The sequence below is a fragment of the Nonomuraea helvata genome (assembly GCF_039535785.1).
Classification (GTDB): domain Bacteria; phylum Actinomycetota; class Actinomycetes; order Streptosporangiales; family Streptosporangiaceae; genus Nonomuraea; species Nonomuraea helvata.
On record NZ_BAAAXV010000001.1, the window covers coordinates 531413 to 549953 of the forward strand.

20 protein-coding genes are annotated in these 18541 nt (G+C 68.4%); 12 read left to right on the forward strand and 8 right to left on the reverse strand.

Annotation, left to right across the window (positions count from 1 at the left end):
- Positions 1–13: 13 nt before the first annotated feature.
- A complete protein-coding gene (locus tag ABD830_RS02350) occupies positions 14–1513 on the forward strand; it encodes a glycoside hydrolase family 62 protein (protein WP_344984590.1) in 1500 nt (499 codons plus the stop codon).
- Positions 1514–1564: 51 nt separating this feature from the next.
- On the opposite strand, the gene ABD830_RS02355 is transcribed toward ABD830_RS02350, so the two are convergent.
- Positions 1565–2011, reverse strand: coding sequence for a MarR family winged helix-turn-helix transcriptional regulator (locus ABD830_RS02355; RefSeq protein ID WP_344984591.1), 447 nt, complete (start codon positions 2009–2011; stop codon positions 1565–1567).
- A gap of 154 nt (positions 2012–2165) precedes the next feature.
- On the opposite strand from ABD830_RS02355, the gene ABD830_RS02360 reads away from it, so the two are divergent.
- On the forward strand, positions 2166–2615 hold the full coding sequence (locus tag ABD830_RS02360; RefSeq protein ID WP_344984592.1) for an SPW repeat protein: 450 nt from the start codon (positions 2166–2168) through the stop codon (positions 2613–2615).
- A gap of 286 nt (positions 2616–2901) precedes the next feature.
- Here the strand turns inward: ABD830_RS02360 and ABD830_RS02365 are convergent, their stop codons facing one another.
- The gene (locus tag ABD830_RS02365) at positions 2902–3555 is read right to left on the reverse strand and encodes an adenylate kinase family protein (RefSeq protein WP_344984593.1); all 654 of its coding nucleotides are present in this window, start codon (positions 3553–3555) and stop codon (positions 2902–2904) included.
- A 334-nt stretch (positions 3556–3889) separates the two neighbouring features.
- Between ABD830_RS02365 and ABD830_RS02370 the strand changes: the two genes are divergently transcribed.
- Positions 3890–4273: a ketosteroid isomerase family protein gene (locus tag ABD830_RS02370; protein ID WP_344984594.1), complete on the forward strand. Its 384-nt coding sequence runs from the start codon at positions 3890–3892 to the stop codon at positions 4271–4273.
- A 251-nt stretch (positions 4274–4524) separates the two neighbouring features.
- On the opposite strand, the gene ABD830_RS02375 is transcribed toward ABD830_RS02370, so the two are convergent.
- Positions 4525–5355 carry a MerR family transcriptional regulator gene (locus ABD830_RS02375; protein WP_344984595.1) on the reverse strand — a complete coding sequence of 277 codons (831 nt, stop codon included), beginning with the start codon at positions 5353–5355 and terminating at the stop codon, positions 4525–4527.
- A gap of 319 nt (positions 5356–5674) precedes the next feature.
- On the opposite strand from ABD830_RS02375, the gene ABD830_RS02380 reads away from it, so the two are divergent.
- Genes ABD830_RS02380 through ABD830_RS02405 form a run of 6 tightly spaced genes read left to right on the forward strand, consistent with a single transcriptional unit; the run spans position 5675 to position 11397 of the window.
- The gene (locus ABD830_RS02380; RefSeq protein WP_344984596.1) at positions 5675–6700 is read left to right on the forward strand and encodes a LacI family DNA-binding transcriptional regulator; all 1026 of its coding nucleotides are present in this window, start codon (positions 5675–5677) and stop codon (positions 6698–6700) included.
- Complete coding sequence (locus tag ABD830_RS02385) at positions 6693–7574, forward strand: ribokinase (RefSeq protein ID WP_344984597.1); 882 nt, start codon at positions 6693–6695, stop codon at positions 7572–7574. The genes ABD830_RS02380 and ABD830_RS02385 overlap by 8 nt, the downstream gene beginning before the upstream one ends.
- Positions 7564–7935 (forward strand): RbsD/FucU domain-containing protein, encoded by a 372-nt coding sequence (locus ABD830_RS02390; protein ID WP_344984601.1) that lies wholly within the window; start codon positions 7564–7566, stop codon positions 7933–7935. Before ABD830_RS02385 ends, ABD830_RS02390 begins: the two co-directional genes overlap by 11 nt.
- A gap of 14 nt (positions 7936–7949) precedes the next feature.
- A complete protein-coding gene (locus ABD830_RS02395; RefSeq protein ID WP_344984602.1) occupies positions 7950–8918 on the forward strand; it encodes a sugar ABC transporter substrate-binding protein in 969 nt (322 codons plus the stop codon).
- Positions 8915–10402, forward strand: coding sequence for a sugar ABC transporter ATP-binding protein (locus ABD830_RS02400; protein ID WP_344984603.1), 1488 nt, complete (start codon positions 8915–8917; stop codon positions 10400–10402). The genes ABD830_RS02395 and ABD830_RS02400 overlap by 4 nt, the downstream gene beginning before the upstream one ends.
- Complete coding sequence (locus ABD830_RS02405; protein WP_344984604.1) at positions 10399–11397, forward strand: ABC transporter permease; 999 nt, start codon at positions 10399–10401, stop codon at positions 11395–11397. Before ABD830_RS02400 ends, ABD830_RS02405 begins: the two co-directional genes overlap by 4 nt.
- Before the next feature lie 41 nt (positions 11398–11438).
- Here the strand turns inward: ABD830_RS02405 and ABD830_RS02410 are convergent, their stop codons facing one another.
- Complete coding sequence (locus tag ABD830_RS02410; protein ID WP_344984605.1) at positions 11439–12302, reverse strand: helix-turn-helix transcriptional regulator; 864 nt, start codon at positions 12300–12302, stop codon at positions 11439–11441.
- A 167-nt stretch (positions 12303–12469) separates the two neighbouring features.
- On the opposite strand from ABD830_RS02410, the gene ABD830_RS02415 reads away from it, so the two are divergent.
- Positions 12470–13399 carry an NADP-dependent oxidoreductase gene (locus tag ABD830_RS02415; protein WP_344984606.1) on the forward strand — a complete coding sequence of 310 codons (930 nt, stop codon included), beginning with the start codon at positions 12470–12472 and terminating at the stop codon, positions 13397–13399.
- A 44-nt stretch (positions 13400–13443) separates the two neighbouring features.
- Here the strand turns inward: ABD830_RS02415 and ABD830_RS02420 are convergent, their stop codons facing one another.
- Entirely contained in the window at positions 13444–13869 is a 426-nt protein-coding gene (locus ABD830_RS02420) for a nucleoside deaminase (RefSeq protein WP_344984607.1), read from the reverse strand.
- A 2-nt stretch (positions 13870–13871) separates the two neighbouring features.
- A complete protein-coding gene (locus ABD830_RS02425; protein WP_344984608.1) occupies positions 13872–14735 on the reverse strand; it encodes an LLM class flavin-dependent oxidoreductase in 864 nt (287 codons plus the stop codon).
- Between the two features lie 94 nt (positions 14736–14829).
- Between ABD830_RS02425 and ABD830_RS02430 the strand changes: the two genes are divergently transcribed.
- Entirely contained in the window at positions 14830–15288 is a 459-nt protein-coding gene (locus ABD830_RS02430) for an Lrp/AsnC family transcriptional regulator (RefSeq protein ID WP_344984609.1), read from the forward strand.
- A gap of 19 nt (positions 15289–15307) precedes the next feature.
- Positions 15308–15745 (forward strand): cytidine deaminase family protein, encoded by a 438-nt coding sequence (locus ABD830_RS02435; RefSeq protein ID WP_344984610.1) that lies wholly within the window; start codon positions 15308–15310, stop codon positions 15743–15745.
- Positions 15746–15778: 33 nt separating this feature from the next.
- Here ABD830_RS02435 and xynC read toward each other — a convergent pair whose 3' ends face one another.
- Positions 15779–17056 (reverse strand): glucuronoarabinoxylan endo-1,4-beta-xylanase XynC, encoded by a 1278-nt coding sequence (gene xynC, locus ABD830_RS02440; RefSeq protein ID WP_344984611.1) that lies wholly within the window; start codon positions 17054–17056, stop codon positions 15779–15781.
- 136 nt (positions 17057–17192) lie between these two features.
- Positions 17193–18251, reverse strand: a complete 1059-nt coding sequence (locus ABD830_RS02445; RefSeq protein WP_344984612.1) for a LacI family DNA-binding transcriptional regulator — start codon at positions 18249–18251, stop codon at positions 17193–17195.
- Positions 18252–18541: the final 290 nt, after the last annotated feature.

Below are 18541 nucleotides of genomic sequence, written 5' to 3' on the forward strand. Positions count from 1 at the left end.
AAAGGAGCGACCAATGCGCCTACCCTGGCGATCTCGTGCGACCGCCTCCCGGCCGCCCGAAGCGTCCTCACCCGGTCGGCGGGCCCTCCGCCGGCGGCTCGCGATCACCGCGGTTCCCCTCATGCTGATCGCGGCGGCCGGGCTGCTGAACGCGCAGGGCGCGCAGGCCGCCCTCGCGTGCCGGGTCGACTACGCCGTCGGCTCCCAGTGGAACAGCGGCTTCAGCGCCAACGTCACCATCAACAACCTGGGCGACGCGGTCAACGGCTGGCGGCTGTCCTGGTCCTTCGGCGCCGGCCAGCAGATCACCCAGCTCTGGAACGGCACCGTCTCCCAGTCGGGTTCGTCGGTGACGGTGAGCAATGTCAGCTACAACGCCGCCATCCCCTCCGGCGGCACCGTCTCCTTCGGCTTCAACGGCTCCTGGAGCGGCTCCAACCCGGCGCCCACCGCGTTCTCGCTGAACGGCGTGGCCTGCACCGGCAGCCCCGGCGAGCCCACCCCGACTCCCACGCCGACGCCGACCCCGACTCCGACTCCGACGGGTGGCACCGGGACGCTTCCTTCGAGCTTCCGGTGGAGCTCCAGCGGCCAGCTGATCGCCCCGAAGTCGGACGCCACCCATAACGTCGCGGGCATCAAGGACCCGTCGGTGGTCTACTACAACGGCAAGTGGCACGTGTTCGCCAGCACCGCCAACTCCTCGGGCTACAACCTGGTCTACACGAACTTCACCGACTGGTCACAGGCGGCCTCGGCCCCGCAGTACTACCTCGACCAGAGCGGCATCGGGACCGGCTACCGGGCGGCGCCGGAGGTGTTCTACTTCGCTCCGCAGAACAAGTGGTACCTGGTCTACCAGACCGGCAACGCGTCGTACTCCACCACCACCGACATCAGCAACCCCCGCTCCTGGAGCGCGCCGCAGCACTTCTACTCCGGCATGCCCGACATCATCCGGCAGAACATCGGCAACGGCTACTGGGTCGACATGTGGGTGATCTGCGACAACGTCAACTGCTACCTGTTCTCCTCCGACGACAACGGCCACCTGTACCGCTCGCAGACGACCGTGGCGAACTTCCCCAACGGCTTCTCCCAGCCGGTCATCGCCATGCAGGACTCCAACAAGAACAACCTGTTCGAGGCGTCCAACGTCTACAAGGTCAAGGGCACGAACCAGTACCTCATGCTGGTGGAGGCGATCGGCGGCGACGGCAGGCGCTACTTCCGCTCCTGGACGTCGACCGGCATCGGCGGGTCGTGGACGCCGCTGGCGGCCACCGAGAGCAACCCGTTCGCCCGGGCCGGCAACGTCACCTTCGACGGCACCGCGTGGACCAAGGACATCAGCCACGGCGAGATGATCCGCGACGGCTATGACCAGACCCTGACCATCAGCCCCTGCAACATGCGCTACCTCTACCAGGGCCTGAACCCCAGCGCCGGCGGCGACTACAACTCCCTGCCCTGGCGCCTGGGCCTGCTGACGCAGACGAACTCCACCTGCTGACTCCTTCACGGCCACGGCGGGCGCATCGCATGCGCCCGCCGTATGCCCGGCTCAGTGCAGGCAACCGGCGGCATGACATCCGGCCGCCGAATCGACCAGCGTGTTGATCATGGGAGCCATCCGCTGGAGCTCCTCCAGATGGGCGGCGCCGAGCAGGGCCAGCTTCGCGTGGCCCGCCTCGGTCAGGGTCAGGCGTACTTCCCGCCGGTCCCTGACCCCTCCGCGGTTGCGGCTGATCAGCCCGAGCCGTTCCACGCGATCGACCAGCTGTACGGCGCTGTGATGCCGGGTGCACAGGTAGTCGGCGACCTCTCCGATAGTGGGCCCGCGCGGGTCGGCATGTCCGCGGATGGCCAGCAGGAGCTGGTGCTGAGTCGAGGTGAGGCCCACTTCGGCCGCCCGCTCTTCGCTCCACCGCAGGAAGCGGCGCAGCCCGACCCGGAACGAGAGGAGGTTCGCGTAGTCGCGCGCGGTCAGCCGTTCGGATCGTCGCCCCATACCAAAAACCTCTTAATGTGATAATATCACAGTAAGTGGTATATATCGGGCGGCCGGACGAGAGAGTACGGTTCTGGGGCCGCCACCATCCACGGCCGCCGATGTCACAACCTCAGGGACGCATGCCCGCGCATGCGCGAAGGTGGTGGAAGACATGGCTGGCGAGACAATGGGGATGCACCCCGACATCATGGAGCTGCGGGCCAAATACGAGCTCGCCGCGGAGGCCCCGACGCTCAGGGCGGTCACCGGTCTGACGTTCCTGGCCGGGCTCTATCTCGCGATCTCTCCGTGGGTCGTCGGGTTCAACGGCTTCACGACACTGGCCGCGAACAATCTGATCGTCGGAATCGCGGTCGCGATGCTGGCACTCGGGCTCGCCTCGGCATCGGAGCGGACTCACGGCATCGCCTGGATCACGCCTCTGATCGGCGTGTGGACGATCATCTCTCCCTGGGTCGTCAGCGGCAACGTGGCCACCACGGGGACGATCTGGAGCAACGTGGTGACCGGCGTGATCACCTTGCTCCTCGGGCTCGGCGCGATGTTCGGGATGAACCGATCCCCGGTTCGCCCGGTCCGCTCGGCGAACCGGCCACGCTGACTCCCGGAGCGGCGCCCGCCATGGCTCCGGAGGGGCGCCCTCCACGGGCGGAAGCCGTTCCCGGCAGTGTCGGCTTCCGCCCGCCCGGGCCTGCCCACCGCCCCCGCGCGGCTGGGAGCCATCGCGCTGACCTGGCTGTACTGACCATGGACGCTGGTGACGGGAGAACGGGATCCGTGACTCGCTGTCGAGGATCTTGAAGGGAGCCGCTCCTGGAAACCGGCTTCGCCCGCGCGCCGCCGCCGACGGCCCGCTGCCCCTGTGCGACCTGCGGTGAGCCGTACGGCTACCGCTCCGAGTCGGCGGGCGGGAGGGCGAGCCTGTCCCGGATGGAGGTTTGGACCTCCTCCACGGACCGGCTGGCGTCGATGGTGAAGACGTACTCCTTGCGGCGGAGCAGGTCGAGGATGGGGTCGGTCTTGTCGTGGTAGGTGCGCAGGCGCTCGGCCAGGGCCTCCTCGGTGTCGTCGGCCCGCCGTACGAGCTGGTGGCCGCAGACCTCGCAGATGCCCTCCTCGGCGGGGCGGTCGTAGATGAGGTTGTAGTCCATGCCGCAGTTGGGGCACAGCCGCCTGGCCAGCACGCGGCGCCGGACCTCGTCGTCCGGCAGGTCCAGGTGGATGACGCCGTCGATGTCGTAGGACTCCAGGAAGAACTCGGCCTGGCGGCGGTTGCGGGGGAAACCGTCGATGATGAAGCCGTAATTCCAGTCGTGCTGGTCCAACCGGTCGCGTACGACCTTCTCCACGAGGTCGTCGCCGATCAGCTCGCCCGCCGCCATGGTGCGCCGGACCAGGGCGCCCAGCTTCGTGTGCTGCTGCACGTGCCAGCGGAAGATGTCGCCCACGTTGATGTGGACGAGCTCGTATGCACGGGCCAGCAAGGCGCTCTGAGTGCCTTTGCCGCTGCCCTGGACGCCGATGATGAGGTATTTCCGCATGATCAGATGAAATCATCACCGGAGCGCTAGGCGAGGTCGACGACTTCCTGCATGCGGAGCCGGCGGTTGAACTCGCCGGTGACAGCAGGGGTTGGGATATCGAAGGATGATCGTTACCATCGACAGAAGCGGAGCGGCCCGTACGCTGGACGACTATGCCCGGCGGCGTGCGGTGTCCTACCCGGGCCGGGCCATGAACCGAGAGGCGTTCGGTCATCACCTTCATCGAGGGCCGCGGCTCGGCCGGGTCGACATCCAGCCGAGGCCGTGCTGTCAGAACTCTCCAGCCCTCAAGTATGAGGATCCGCACTGACGCGCAATTGAATGGAAGACTGTGGACCGCGACGCTCTTGAGCTCATCCGCTATTTCATCAAGAACCAATATTTCTACACGCTTGACAACAATTTATCGGACGCCGGGAGACTGTTCAGGGAGAGCACGGTCATAACCTTCAACGGTGAGACGCTCGTAGGAAAAGACGCTCTTCCAGATTACCTGACCAGCCTCGCTGACGAATTCAACTGGAGCTATTCTGCCCACACTGTGCACGTCGACGCGCATCCCCTGGCAGACGGCACCATACTCGCTTTGGTGAAAGGACACTGCATGGTGAGTGGCCAGAACCAGCGTTTCGCTCAGACGTTCATCCTGGTAAAGGATGGCGACTCATACTACGTGGCCCATGGCATCTATCAAGATATTTCCAATGATGAGTAACAGGGAAGCCTGCGGGCCGGTCGGGAAAGAGTGCACCTTCCCGGATCATCGATGACACGTTCGGCATAAGGCGGATCTTGCGACGTCCGCCGGCTCTTCGCTGCGAAGATCGGCTTCAATTCCATCACAACGTGCGACAGACCTTACCGTGCACGCCGCCGTGGTCCTCTATACCTTCTATACCTTCGTCGCTTGCGACAGAAGGGCGGCCCCGGCCAGGGCTGTGCGCCGGGGTCCGCGCTCAGTTCGGGTCAGCGCAGCGCCAGGGCGAGCTCGCTGTCCGGTCCGGTTCCCCTGCTTTCGGGATTGGGGATGAGGCGGAGTCGGATACCTCCGGACGGCTGACGCTGTCGCTGCGAGGCCCATGCGGCCAGCGCCTCGATGGCGAGCTCGGCCTGGGTTCCGCCGACCCACTGCGCGGGTGTCTCCGGGTGGACGCATGCCTCCTGGTGCGCGGGCTCCGTACGCAGGGTGAGGTCGGGAAACCTGGCTGCGATCGCGTCGGCCTGGTCGTCGGGGACGGGCCAGCACCACTCGACCGGGCCGTCGCTGTCGCCGCTCACCTCGCCGTGGTAGATCATGAACGGCGCTCCGGCGACTCCCTCGATCCGTGGGACGCCACCGCGCCGCAGGCGGTGGATGAACAGTTCCCGGCCCATGGGCACCAGTTCGTCCTGGTGCACCCGGCGGACGACGCTGAGCAGGCTGCGTGCGGGCAGGTCGCGGACGGTGACCTCGTACATGGCGGACTTCTCTCCGTGAAGGCGGTCAACGAGGTGGCCGACCAGTTCGCGCCGGGCGGCGTGCTCGGCCTCGGTTCCGGCCCAGTAGGTGCGGATCTCCTCGGCGGCCGACGCCGCGTCCATGGCCAGGATGTCCCGGATCCGGGCCAAGGGGACGCGGATCCGGCGTAGCGCGGCCACCATGCGGGCCTGATCGAGTTGCGTCGCCGCGTACCAGCGGTATCCGGTGTCCGGGTCGACGCGGGCCGGCACCAGCAGCCCGAGTTCGTCGTACAGACGCAGCGCCTTGGGCGACAGACGAGACATACGCGCGAACTCACCGATGCTGACCAAGCCCATGGACGGCTCCCTCGTTCCGGGCGATCGCCCGGTCACGACCACTGTGCGGCTTCCCCGAAGGTGAAGGTCAAGCGCGCACGACCGCGGACGGGTGTCGCGCATATCCCAGGACCGCCTGACCTGCGCACACTCACCATGCTGCCGTACGGAAACAGGATGCAATGTGCGGCATCGGAGGTCCGGCGCACAACCTCGGACAGCTCTTCGTGACCGTCCTGCAATCTCACAGTAACGGCTCGATAACGTCCCATCTACTCGTGTTGCTATGCGGAATCCGCAGCCGAATACTGCTGCAACACGAGTAGATGGGACTTGCGCAGTGGTCACACGCCGCGATGTGGCGCGGCTGGCCGGCACTTCGGATGCCGTCGTCAGCTACGTGCTCAACAACGGGCCGAGGAACGTCGCCCCGCACACCCGCGAGCGGGTGCTGCGCGCGATCGAGGAGCTCGGCTATCGGCCGAACGCCGTGGCCCGCTCGCTGCGCACCAACCGCACGCACACGATCGGGCTCGTCGTCCCCGACAACGCCAACCCCTTCTTCGCCGAGCTGGCCCGAGAGATCGAGGACGTCGCCTTCGAGCACGGCCTGACGCTGCTGCTCGGCAACGCGATGGACGACGAGGACCGCGAGGCCACCTACGTGCGGACCCTGATCGACCGCCAGGTGGACGGGCTGATCCTGATCCCCGCCCACGGCCCGCGCGCCTGGCGGTCCCAGCTGGCCGCCTCCGGGGTGCCGTGCATCGTGCTCGACCGCAAGCTCGACGACATCCCCGCCAGCCACCTGCTCGTCGACAACGAGGGCGGCGCGCACGAGGCGACCGGCCACCTGCTCGCGCACGGGCATCGGCGCATCGGCTGTGTGGCGGGGCCGAAGGACATCCACCCGACCGTCGACCGTGTCGCCGGCTGGTCGCGGGCGCTGACCGAGGCCGGTCTCGACCCGGCCGCGATGCCGCTGGTCCACGGCCCGTTCGGGCGGCGGCAGGGTTACCTCAGCGGCCGGCAGATTCTCTCGCGGGAGGCCCGGCCCACCGCGCTCTTCGTGACCAGCGACGAGCAGGCGATCGGCGTCATGCGCGCCGCGGCCGAGCTGGGGCTGAGCGTGCCCGGCGACGTCGCGCTGTGCTCGTTCGACGGCATCGCCGCCTCCTCCTACACCGTGCCCGCGCTCACCACCATGCGCCAGCCGATCGAGGAGCTGGGCAGGGGGGCCGTGGAGCTGCTGGCGGCGCAGATCGGTGAATCGTCGGGAGGCGAGCGCGTGGTCCTGCCCGCCACGCTGATCAGGCGGGGTTCCTGCGGCTGCCCTGACCCGGTGGGCGGGCTCGACGATGCGTGAGCTGGAGCTGTTCGTCGTCGGCAGCCTCAACATGGATCTCACGGTCCAGGTGACGCGCCTGCCCGGCAGGGGCGAGACGGTCGCGGGCGCCGCCGTGGTGCGGGCCGCCGGAGGCAAGGGCGCCAACCAGGCGGTGGCCGCCGCCCGGCTGGGCGCGCGGGTCCGCCTGGTGGGCCAGGTCGGCGACGACGCGCTGGGCCGCGAGCTGCTCGCCGCCGTGGCGCGCGAGGGCGTGGACGTCTCAGGCGTACGTCAGGCACCCGCCGACACCGGGGTGGCGATGATCGTGGTCGAGGACGGCGGCGAGAACATGATCACCATCGCCAGGGGCGCCAACGGGCTGGTGCGTCCCACCGACCTCGACCTCACCGGTGCCGACGCGCTCCTGCTGCAGCTGGAGATCCCGGTGGACGCCTGTCTCTCCGCCGCCCGGCAGGCCAGGGCGCACGGCGTGCCGGTGATCCTCAACGCCGCCCCGTACGCGCACGGTCTTGACGAGCTGCTCCCCCTGGTCGACCTGCTGATCGTCAATGAGGGCGAGGCCGCCGCCCTGTGCGGCGGCACCGACACCGCCGCGCTGATCGCGCTCGGACCGCGTGCCGCGGTGGTGACGCTGGGCGAGCGCGGGGCGCGCGGCCAGGACGCCGCCGGCGCCTGCCAGGTGCCCTCGTTCCCGGTGCCCGCGGTGGACGCGGTCGGCGCCGGGGACACCTTCTGCGCGCAGCTCGCACTCTCCTACGCGGCCGGCCTGCCCCTCGTCCAGGCCGTACGGCGGGCCTGCGCGGCCGGTGCGCTGGCCACCACCGGCCACGGAGCCCAGACCGCCATGCCCACCGGCGACCAAGTGGAAAGGCTCTTCGCCCGTGCGTCATGACGGCCTCTGGCATCCCCGCCTGCTGCAGATCCTGTCCTCAGCGGGACACACCGACCTCATCGTGGTGGCCGACCCTGGCCTGCCCGTCCCACCCGGCGTCGAGACGGTCGACCTCGTCTGGCGCAGAGGTGAACCTGCCTTCCTGCCCGTACTCGAAGCGGTGCTCGGCGAACTCGTCGTCGAGACCGCCTATGTCGCCGAGGAGTCACCCCCTGGCTTCCTCGACGACCTGCTGCCGAAAACCGAACGAATCCCCCATACCCAGCTCAAGGAACTCACCGGCCGGGCCCGCGCGGTCGTGCGGACCGGTGAGGCGACGCCGTACGCGAACGTCGTCCTCCGAGCGGGTGTTCCTTTCTGAAGGAGAAACACCGAATGAACAAGAAGATCGTCGTCGTGGCTGGTCTGGCCCTCGCGCTGACCGCCTGCGGCAAGGAGGGCGGCACCACCGCCGCGCCCGCCGCCGCCCCCAAGGCGGGCGAGAAGCCGGGCGTCTGCCTGGTGATGAAGTCGCTGGCCAACGAGTTCTTCCAGCAGATGCAGAAGGGCGCCGAGGAGCACGCCGCCAAGCGCGGCGACCTCACGCTCAGCGTCGTCGGCATCCAGAACGAGACCGACATCGACAACCAGGTCGCCGCCGTCGAGAAGTGCGTCACCCAGCAGGCCAAGGCCATCGTGATCGCCCCCGCCGACTCCCGCGCGCTGATCGCGCCGATCAAGCGCGCCGTCGACGCGGGCGTGAAGGTCGTCAACATCGACGTCCAGCTCGACGAGGGCGCGATGAAGGCCGCCGGAATCGGCGACAAGGTGCCGTTCGTCGGCCCCGACAACCGCGAGGGCGCCAAGCAGTCGGGCATGGAGCTGGTCAAGGCCATCGGCAAGGATGCCGAGGTCGTCATCCTGGAGGGCAACCCCGGCGCGGCCAACGCCGCCCAGCGCAAGGCCGGCTTCGAGGACGCGATCAAGGAGGGCGGGCTCAAGCTCGTCGACTCCAAGACCGCGCACTGGGAGACCGACGAGGCCCACACCGTCTTCGGCAACATGCTCAGCGCGCACCCGAACATCAAGGGCGTGCTGGCCGGCAACGACAACATGGCGCTCGGCGCTCTGAAGGCGATCGAGGAGCAGGGCAAGAAGGCCCAGATCAAGGTCGCCGCGTTCGACAACATCCCGGCCATCGCCCAGTACGTCAAGGACGGCTCCGTCGTGGCGACCCTCGACCAGTACGGCGCGCAGCAGGCCGCCAACGGCATCGACTACGCCATGAAGATGATCGCCGGCGAGAACATCAGCGGCTGGCAGAAGACCGAGATCAAGCTCATCACCAAGGACAACGTCGGATGATGAAAGTCAGCGGCCTCGTCAAGCGCTTCCCCGGCGTGGTGGCGCTTGACGGGGTCGACCTCGACATCCGCGCGGGCGAGATCCACGCGCTCGTGGGCGAGAACGGCGCGGGCAAGTCCACGCTGGTCAAGGCCCTGGCCGGGATCCACGTGCCGGACGGCGGCACCATGACCATCGACGGCGCGCCGTACACCCCCGCCAGTGCGGCCGACGGTCTGGCCGCCGGGATCTCGGTGGTCCACCAGGAGCTGGCGCTGCTGCCGTACCTCACCGTGGCGGAGAACCTGTTCCTGCGCGCGCTGCCGCGCACGGCGGGCGTCGTCGACAGGAAGCGGCTGCGCGCGGACGCCGCGCGGCTGCTGGCCGAGATCGGTCTGGACGTCTCGCCTGACACCCTGGTCGAGCGGCTCGGCATCGCGCAGATGCAGCTGGTGGAGATCGCGAAGGCGATCTCCACCGACTGCAAGCTGCTGATCATGGACGAGCCGACGGCCACGCTCACCTCGCGCGAGGCGGGGCGCCTGTTCGGCATCCTGAGGGCGTTGCGCGAGCGCGGCGTGGCCATCGTCTACATCTCCCACCACCTGCAGGAGGTGCTGGAGCTGGCCGACAGGGTCACCGTGCTGCGCAACGGGCGCAGCGTCGAGACCCGCGAGATGGCCGGCGTGACCGCGCCCGACCTGGTCAGGCTGATGGTGGGGCGCGACCTTGCGCAGGAGTTCCCCGCCAAGCCGCCGACGGAGCTGGGCGAGGTGGCGCTGAAGGTGCGCGATCTCAAGGTCGCGGGCTTCGAGGGGCCGCTCTCCTTCTCGGTACGGCGCGGCGAGGTCGTGGGGCTCGCCGGGCTGGTCGGCTCCGGCCGTACCGAGGCGATGCGCGCGATCTTCGGGGCCGACCCCGCTTTGTCTGGAAATATCGAGCTTTACGGCGAGAAGGTGCACATTCGGCACCCCAAGGACGCGGTGCGGCACGGCATCAGCCTGCTCACCGAGGACCGCAAGTCGCAGGGCCTGGTCCTCGACCTGCCGATCAGCGCCAACGTCACGCTCGCCAAGCTGCGCGGATTCCTGGTGCCCTTCGGCCAGGAGCGCTCGCTCTCCGAGGACCTCGGGCGGCGTCTGCACCTGCGCTCCGCGGGCGTCGGTCAGCACGTGCGCACCCTGTCGGGTGGCAACCAGCAGAAGGTCGTGCTGGCCAAGTGGCTCAACGCCGGATCCGACATCCTGATCGTGGACGAGCCCACCCGCGGCATCGACGTCGGCGCCAAGTACGAGATCCACGAGTTGCTGCTCGGCCTGGCCGCGGAGGGCAAGGCCCTGCTCGTGGTCTCCTCGGACCTGCCGGAGCTGATGGGCATCTGCGACCGCATCCTCGTCTTCTCCCGCGGCAAGATCGCCGGCGAGGTCACCCGGGCGGACTTCGACGCCGAGCACATCCTCACTCTGGCCTACTCGGGCTACCTCAAGAACGGTGAAACACAATGATCAAAAGGCTCGTGCTCGGCGAGGCCGGCATCGGCGTCGCCCTGGTGCTGCTCGCGGGCTTCTTCGTCATCGCCGCGCCGAACTTCGCGACCGAGCAGAACCTGCGCAACATCATGACCCAGATCACCCTGAACACCGTGCTCGCCGTGGGCATGACGTTCGTGATCCTGGTCGGTGGCATCGACCTGTCGGTCGGCTCGGCGATGGCGCTGTGCGCGGTCGTGTCGGGCACCATGATGGCCGGATCCGGCTCCGTCGTGACGCTGATCGGCGCGATCCTGGTGAGCGTGCTCGTCGGCGGCGTGGTCGGCTGGATCAACGGGTTCGTGTCAGAACAATGGCGGGTGCCGTCGTTCATCGTCACCCTGGCCATGCTCAACGTCGCGCGCGGCGCCGCCGAGCGGTACACCGACGCGGCCACCATCTACGACCTGCCCGCCGCGCTCAACGACTTCGGCACCATCACGCTGCTGGGCATCCCCGCGGTGTTCTGGGTGGCGCTGCTGCTGGCGGGGGCCGGCTGGTTCGTGCTGTCGCGCACGGTCTTCGGGCGGCTGATCTACGCCACCGGCAACAACGAGGAAGCCGTCCGCCTGTCCGGCCACAAGACCTCCCGCATCAAGATCGCCGCCTTCATGATCGCCGGACTGACCGTCGGCATCGCGGCCATTCTCTACATGGCCAGGCTCAACATCGCCAGCCCGATCCTGGGCCAGGGCTACGAGCTCAACGCGATCGCCGCCGTGGTCATCGGCGGAGCCAGCCTGATGGGCGGGCGCGGCTCCATGGCCGGCACGTTCCTCGGGGCATGTCTGCTCGGCGTGCTCACCAACGGGCTGCTGCTCATGGGCGTCTCCGACTTCGAACGGCAGATCATCACCGGTCTGGTGATCCTGGTCGCCGTGGTGCTGGACGCGTACCGGCTCCGCCTGGCCCGCAAGCTGGCCGTCACCCAGCCCGCGCAGGCACCCGCACCGGCGATGATCCCCTCCTGACCACATCTCAGGCGCTCCTGCCGGACCTGACCGACAGGCTTTCAGCGGCGGGCCGGGGCGGCGGGCACGAAGTCTCCATGGCCGAGCACGCGGAGCAGGCTCAGGTGGTCGATCGCGGAGGTTCCCGGCGCGGGGGTGAAGATGATGAGCCGCTGGTCCTCGGCGGGGCTGAGCAGAGTCTCGCAGAGCAGGTCGATGGGGCCGACAGCGGAATGGGCCAGCCGCATCCGGCTGGAGCGCCGGACCGCCACCTCGTGCAGGTCCCACAGCCTGTCGAACTCCTCGCTCGCGGTCCGGAGCCGGTCGACCAGGCGGGTGGAGGGTTCGTCGCCACCGCGGCGGGCGTAGGAGGCACGTAGGTCGGCGACGTAGCCCCGGCTGAGCACGTCGCGCTCGTCCGGGTGGAACGCCTGGCGTATCGCAGGATCGGTGAACCACCGCCAGATGAAGTTGCGGTCCTGTTCACGGATCGAGCAGATGCATCCGAGCAGCGCCTCGGCCATCGGGTTGCGGGCGAGCAGGTCACCGATGTCGTTGGTGATGTGCGCCGGAGTCTCGGTGAGCTGGTCGAGGAGGTAGAGCAGGCCGGGACTGACGTGGTCGTGGGCCAGCAGGCCGGTCGGCGGACGGTGCCCGGACAGCAGGTACAGGTGATCGCGCTCGTCATCGGTCAGCCGGAGCGCGCGGGCCAGCGCGGCGAGGATCTGTGGTGAAGGCTGCGGGCTGCGTGCCTGTTCCAGGCGCATGTAGTAGTCGGCCGACATACCCGCGAGCTGCGAGACCTCCTCTCGGCGCAGGCCGGGTGTGCGACGGCGGGGCCCGGCCGACAGCCCCGCTTCCTGGGGGCGCAGCCGTTCCCGGGAGCGGCGCAGGAAATCGGCGAGCTGGGCGCGGTCCATGTCCATACGTCCATGATTGCCCAGCTCCAGGCCTGGCAGCGACCCTCAGTCTAGGATCGCTGGTCCTAGGGAGACCCGTCCGATTCCGCCTTCTGCCAACCGTCGGCAACATGATCCGCGTACCGGGAACTCACCACGAGACCCGGTGTTGAGAAAGGGTCAGGGAGGCCGAGATGGCGACTGAGACGATGAGAGCGGTGCGGTTCGACGGGTACGGCGGGATCGAGGTGCTGCGGGTCGCGGAAGTGGAGCGACCGGTCCCCGGTCCGGGGCAGGTTCTGGTGAAGGTGGTGGCCGCCTCGATCAACCCGGGCGAGGCGATGATCCGCATGGGGGTGCTCCATGACAGATGGCCTGCCACCTTCCCCTCCGGTCAGGGCAGCGACCTGGCCGGAGTGGTGCTCACGGTCGGCGACGGGGTCGAGGGCTTCGCGGCGGGCGATGAGGTGTTCGGGTTCACCGACAACCGCGCGAGCCATGCCGAGTACGTCGTGGTGGAGGCTGCCGCCCTGGTCCGACGGCCACCGGAGGTGCCGTGGGAGCAGGCGGCCTCGCTGCACGTCGCGGGCTCGACGGCGTATGGGGAAACCCGGGCGGTCGGCCTGCGCCCCGGTGACACGGTAGTGATCGCCGGAGCCGCCGGCGGGGTCGGGACGATCGCGACACAGCTCGCCGTCAACGCCGGTGCCACGGTGGTCGGGCTGGCGAGCGAGCCGAACCACCAGTGGCTCCGCGACCACGGGGCCATCCCGATCGCCTACGGCGAGGGCGTCGCCGAGCGGATCAAGGCCGCGGCCGGCCACGTCGACGCCTTCATCGACAATTTCGGCGGCGGCTATGTGGAGCTCGCGCTCGAACTCGGCGTGGACACCGACCGGATCAACACCATCATCGACTTCGCCGCGGTCGAGCGGTACGGGGTGAAGTCCGAAGGCAACACCGCCGCGGCCACGGTCGAGGTGCTGGCCGAGTTGGCCGACCTGATCCGTACCGGGCGACTGGAGGTCCCGATCGCCGCCACTTATCCCCTGGACCGGGTCCAGGACGCCTTCCGCGAGCTGGAGAAGCGCCACACCCGCGGCAAGATCGTCCTCAAGCCGTGACCGTGCTCGCCGCGCGCTGGACGTAAGCCCAGCGACTCCGGCCATCAGCGGTAGAAACCCTCGACCGGAACGCGCGCCTCCTCGAACAGCGCCGGGCCCTCCTGGGGGACGCGCGGCCAGCCGCCGCCCGGTTTGAGCATGGCGAGCTGTTCGTTGGACAGCGCGTACACCACGCGCCCGAGCCCGGAGCGTTCGATCGCACCCCTGCACATGTCGCAGGGCTGGCAGCTGGTGTACATGGTGGTGCCCGCCGCGGTGGCCGGGTCCAGGCGGCGGGCCGCCCACCGGGCCAGCTTCAGCTCGGGATGCGCCGAGATGTCGCCGTCTCTGGTGACCGTGTTGTGCTCCTCGGCCAGCACGTCGCCGTCCGGTCCCACCAGCAGCGATCCGAAGGGGGCGTCCCCGGTCGCGCGGGCCTTGGCGGCCAGCTCGATGGCCCTGCGCAGGAAGTTCTCGTCTTCAGGTGTCACTGTCACTCCTTGGGTGAGTCGTGCGTGCCCCAGGTCCACCGGTCGGCCACGGTCGCGAGCGCGCGCCAGGCCGGCTGCGGATGAAGCGTCTCGGCGGGGTCCTCGTCGAACGGGTCGAGCACGACGGTCTCGGCGCCGAGCAGCCGAAGCTCCTCGATGTCCTCGAGGACCTGGCCGATGGTGCCCTCTCCGGCGCGCCGCTCAGGGCCGGTGACCGGCACGTCGGTCAGCCGCAGAACGATGCGCGGGGCCAGGGCGGGTACCGGCCGTTCCAGCTCGTCGGCGACGGCCTTCATCCGGTGCGCCGTGTCTCGCAGCCACGGCAGGGTCATGCGCAGCGGATGCCACGCCTCGCCGAGCCGTACGGCGCGGCGCAGTCCGGCGTCACCGTTCCCGCCGACCCAGATCGGTATCTGCCCGCTGCGGTAGTCGTCCTCGTCCGCCCACGCGGCGCGCATCGTCCTCAGGTGGTCGTCGGTCAGCCGTCCGCGCTGCTCGAACGGCACCCCGAGCGCGTCGAACTCCTGCCGTGCCCAGCCGACGCCCACGCCGAGGACCAGCCGGCCGCCGCTGAAGCGGTTGAGGTTCGCCGCCATCCGGGCCACGAGGAGGGGATGCCGGTACGGCACGATGAGCACCGACGTGCCGAGCCTGACTCGCTCGGTGACGCCGGCCAGCCACGCGAGCGTGGTGAACGGCTCGTAGAACGGAGCCGGATACTGCTCGGCGACGTCCGGCGTCACCACGACGTGATCAGAGATCATCAACAGGTCGTAGCCGAGGGACTCCACGATCTGCGCCCAGCGCCGCAGCACGGCCGGATCCGTCCCCGGTCCGAAGTTCGGCACATTCACCCCGATTTGCATAGGACGGACGCTATCGCGGCGATCATTCAGATCTGAAGGCATTGCTCACGGCGTTCGACGGGGCTTGCCGTGAATATGCCGGTATATTCGGCGGATGACCGAGGATCTTGACGAGACCGACTGGTCGATCCTGATAGAGCTCCAGCGAGACGGCCGCACCCCCCTCACCGAGCTGGGCCGCCGGGTGAATCTCAGCGCCTCGGCGACCACCGAGCGGGTCAGGCGGCTGGAGGCGCTGGGCGTCATCGCCGGCTACCGAGCCGACGTCGACCTGGCGAAGGTCGGATTCACCGTGCTGGCCGTCGTGCGCCTGAAGTACCCCGGCAACCGGCACGAGCCGCTGCGCCGCCTGCTCGGCGAGCGCCTGGAGATTCTCGAATGCCTGCGCACCACCGGGGAGGACTGCTACACGCTGAAGGTGGCGGCGGGCTCCATGGCCCACCTCGAACGGATCGTCGACGAGCTCGCCCAGTTCGGCAGCACCACGACCAACGTCGTCTACAGCCAGACGCTGCCCTACCGTGGACCGCGGACCCCGCCCGATCCGCATTGACGTAACACGAAGGCAGAAGATGACCACACAGATCAACCACGTCGACCATGAACTGATCCAGGCTGCGGCGCAGGTCGCGGCCACCCGCTGCCGGGGCGACAACCACACCATGGCGGCCGCGGCCCGCGACCACGACGGCCGGATCGTCACGGCGGTGAACGCCTACCACTTCACCGGCGGCCCCTGTGCGGAGCTCGTCCTCATCGGCACGGCTGCCGCGCAGGGCGCCTACGACCTGAAGACCATCGTCGCCGTGGGCGACCGCGACCGAGGCGTCGTGCCCCCATGCGGCCGCTGCCGCCAGGTCCTCCTCGACTACTTCCCGGCCCTCAAGGTCATCGTCGGCTCAGGTGACAGACTCCGCACCGTCCCCATCACCGACCTGCTTCCGGAGAGCTACGTCTGGGCCGACCACCAGCTCGACGCCGAGGAAGACGCACCGCTCAGCACGAGCTGACACCCCGGCCCGTGGTAGCCGCCGGAGTCCCGTTCACCCCGTCACGAAGGTCATCACACTCCGAGCGGGAAGCGTGACGGTGAAGGAGCCGTTCGACACGCCTGTCGTGCCCTGGGACGCGACGTTCCTGCCCGCGTCGGTCAGCCAGGACGAGACCCTGGACGCGGTGGCGTTCCTCAGGGTGAACTGCTGGCTCACCGCGGAGGTCCCCTTGTTGATGGCGACGATGACGACCGTCGAGTCACCGCCCCGGTACGCCGATACGTAGACGTTCGACGCCGGGTTCGCCGTGGCCTCGACGCGCACATATCCGGGGCGGACGAACCTGGCGAAGTGCGCCATGTTGGCGCCGCGCTTGCTGATCTGGCCATCCTCCCGCATGGGGCCGTAGCCGCGCCGGATGTACCACCAGATGTACGCCTGGAACTCGGCGTCCACCATGGCGCGGTGGATGTGCTCCCCCACGTCGAGCGCCTGGGGCCAGAGGTCCGCCGAATCGGTGCTGTTGGGGTAGTAGACCTCGGTCATCCAGAGTTCTTTGCCCGCGCCCTTCTGCTTGAAGAGGGGGTAGGGGAAGTTCGCGAACGACGTGCCGTAGAGGTGCGCCCCGATGATGTCCACGTTGGCGAGCGCCGCGGAGTCGTTGAGGATCGGGTCCGACATGTTCTTCAGGTACTGGAAGGACTCGGGCGCGATGACCCTGGTGCCGATCGAGCCGGCGTTCTCCCGCAGGAACCGCACCATTTCGGTGGGAGTCCACCACGTCCAGTCATGCGCGTAATCGGGCTCGTTCTGCACCGATATGCCGTACAGGTTCACCCCGTTGTTCCGCAGGTACGCGTTGAAGTCGTTCAGGTGCTGGGCATAGGCGCCGTACATGTCGTACCTGAGCCGCCGCGCGTTGGTCTGACTGCCGCGCACGAAGGTCTCGACCATGCGGGCGGGGGGATTCCACGGCGACGCGATGACGGTCGCCCCGAGCTCGATCGCGCGCCTCGCCGTCGCCACATCACGGCTCCAGTCCGCCGAGTTCTCGGGTACGGGGATCCTCAGCACGGAGAACCCCAGGCGGCCCTCGCCGGTGCCGAACGCCGTTTCCCGCTGGGCAGCCGTCAGGTCGCCGATCCAGGCCGTATGGGTCATGCCGCCGAAGCCTCGGATCGTCTGCCGCTGCGCCGACGGATCAATGACCACCCCGGCGGCAGCCGTCGCGGCCGTGAGGACCGGCAGGGACCCCATCGCCGCCAGGACGGTTCTCCGGCTCAGCGATCTCGGCTCGGTGCTCACGGGCTCGTTCCGACCTTGCGTCATGTCTCCTCCTTTGGCCGGCGGTGCCGAACCGCGCCTATGTGGGAGCGCTCCCAACAATGGGAATGACTACGCACTTGTCGTTTAAGGCCCCTACGGGAGCTCGTCAACCGTTCATAAGGCAGTAACTTAATCAAGATCAAGATGGCTCTCGGCCATGCCGCAGAGCGGCCGTACTCTGGCGGACCACCAGTTCCGTCCCCAACTCCACCCTCTTCTGCTGGAGTTGCTCCCCTTCAGCCAAGCTGATCAGCATGGTCGCGGCCATGGCACCCATCTCGCGCAGAGGCTGGTGAATGGTGGTGAGCGGCGGCAGCGCCCAGCGCGAGACCGGCATGTCGTCGAAGCCGATCACGCTCAGATCGTCGGGTACGCGTAGCCGCAGCTCATGAGCCGCATGGTAGACACCGATGGCCTGCCCGTCATTGGCGGCGAAAATCGCGGTGGGCGGCTCGGAGAGTTTCATCAGGTGATGGGTGTGGGCTATCCCGTCTTCGATCTGAAAGTTTCCTTCGCGGATGAGAGCGGGATCCACTGACATACCCGCGGCCTCGAGAGCGGCGCGATAACCGTCCAGCCGGGCCCGGCTGGAGAGCGCGAACGCCGGTCCGGTGATCATCGCAATGCGCTGGTGACCCAGTTCGAGCAGGTGACGGGTGGCCTCCAGGCCGCCGCTCCAGTTCGTGGCCGCCACAGATGGCACGCCGAGGCCCGGATTGCCCGCGGGATCCAGCACCACCAGGGGAATCTCCTGGGTTGCCAGCCGTACGCGCTGATCGTCCTCCGGCCCCGAGAACACGGTGATCACGCCTGTAGGACGGCGGGTGAGCAGGTCCCCGATCCATCTGGGCCCGGGAGTGTGCCGGCCGCCGAACTCGGAGATCACCACGCTCAGGCCATGGGCCCATGCGACCTGCTGGACTCCCTTGACGATCTCCGTCGGGTAGTCTCCGGCGAGCTCGTGGAAGACGACTTCGATGAGGCTTGCCGGCTTGATGCGGCGACGCTGCCGGCGATAGCCGTGCTCCTCGATGAGCCTCTCGACGAGTGCGCGGGTCGCCGGCCCGACCTCCGACCGACCGTTGATGACCTTGGAGACCGTGGCGGTGGACACTCCTGCGAGTTCGGCCAGCTGAGTCAGGGTCAGTGGCACCGAAGGTGGCGATCCGCCCGTGAGGGGTTCTTCGGTCGAGGTCATATCGGGAGTTTATCCAGGTGCATTTCGGTCTCCGGCCGAAGCCGTTTCTGCCGCTCCCCCTTGGGCGCGGAGTCAGCAAGTTAACGCTTCGTCGAACCGGATTCCCCTGGTGCCGACGGATAATTCTGTGAAACTTTCACCCGCGCGGGCAATGCGGCACGATCGCCCTTACGGACGAATGCCCAGGCGGGGCAGCGTTTCGGCAGTAATGCCCAGGTGGCCGAGGTCGCCGCTCATTGACGCCGACTCGGACAGTCGGATGTACTCCGCGACAATGTCATCACCGGAGA

What these genes read in the sequence shown, in the direction of transcription:
- xynC (WP_344984611.1), bottom strand. Translation starts at nt 17,056, where the DNA reads ATGACGCAAGGTCGGAACGAGCCCGTGAGCACCGAGCCGAGATCGCTG.
- ABD830_RS02410 (WP_344984605.1), bottom strand. Translation starts at nt 12,302, where the DNA reads ATGGACATGGACCGCGCCCAGCTCGCCGATTTCCTGCGCCGCTCCCGG.
- ABD830_RS02430 (WP_344984609.1), top strand. Translation starts at nt 14,830, where the DNA reads ATGACCGAGGATCTTGACGAGACCGACTGGTCGATCCTGATAGAGCTC.
- ABD830_RS02385 (WP_344984597.1), top strand. Translation starts at nt 6,693, where the DNA reads ATGCGTGAGCTGGAGCTGTTCGTCGTCGGCAGCCTCAACATGGATCTC.
- ABD830_RS02350 (WP_344984590.1), top strand. Translation starts at nt 14, where the DNA reads ATGCGCCTACCCTGGCGATCTCGTGCGACCGCCTCCCGGCCGCCCGAA.
- ABD830_RS02425 (WP_344984608.1), bottom strand. Translation starts at nt 14,735, where the DNA reads ATGCAAATCGGGGTGAATGTGCCGAACTTCGGACCGGGGACGGATCCG.
- ABD830_RS02395 (WP_344984602.1), top strand. Translation starts at nt 7,950, where the DNA reads ATGAACAAGAAGATCGTCGTCGTGGCTGGTCTGGCCCTCGCGCTGACC.
- ABD830_RS02365 (WP_344984593.1), bottom strand. Translation starts at nt 3,555, where the DNA reads ATGCGGAAATACCTCATCATCGGCGTCCAGGGCAGCGGCAAAGGCACT.
- ABD830_RS02435 (WP_344984610.1), top strand. Translation starts at nt 15,308, where the DNA reads ATGACCACACAGATCAACCACGTCGACCATGAACTGATCCAGGCTGCG.
- ABD830_RS02400 (WP_344984603.1), top strand. Translation starts at nt 8,915, where the DNA reads ATGATGAAAGTCAGCGGCCTCGTCAAGCGCTTCCCCGGCGTGGTGGCG.
- ABD830_RS02360 (WP_344984592.1), top strand. Translation starts at nt 2,166, where the DNA reads ATGGCTGGCGAGACAATGGGGATGCACCCCGACATCATGGAGCTGCGG.
- ABD830_RS02375 (WP_344984595.1), bottom strand. Translation starts at nt 5,355, where the DNA reads ATGGGCTTGGTCAGCATCGGTGAGTTCGCGCGTATGTCTCGTCTGTCG.
- ABD830_RS02415 (WP_344984606.1), top strand. Translation starts at nt 12,470, where the DNA reads ATGGCGACTGAGACGATGAGAGCGGTGCGGTTCGACGGGTACGGCGGG.
- ABD830_RS02405 (WP_344984604.1), top strand. Translation starts at nt 10,399, where the DNA reads ATGATCAAAAGGCTCGTGCTCGGCGAGGCCGGCATCGGCGTCGCCCTG.
- ABD830_RS02445 (WP_344984612.1), bottom strand. Translation starts at nt 18,251, where the DNA reads ATGACCTCGACCGAAGAACCCCTCACGGGCGGATCGCCACCTTCGGTG.
- ABD830_RS02355 (WP_344984591.1), bottom strand. Translation starts at nt 2,011, where the DNA reads ATGGGGCGACGATCCGAACGGCTGACCGCGCGCGACTACGCGAACCTC.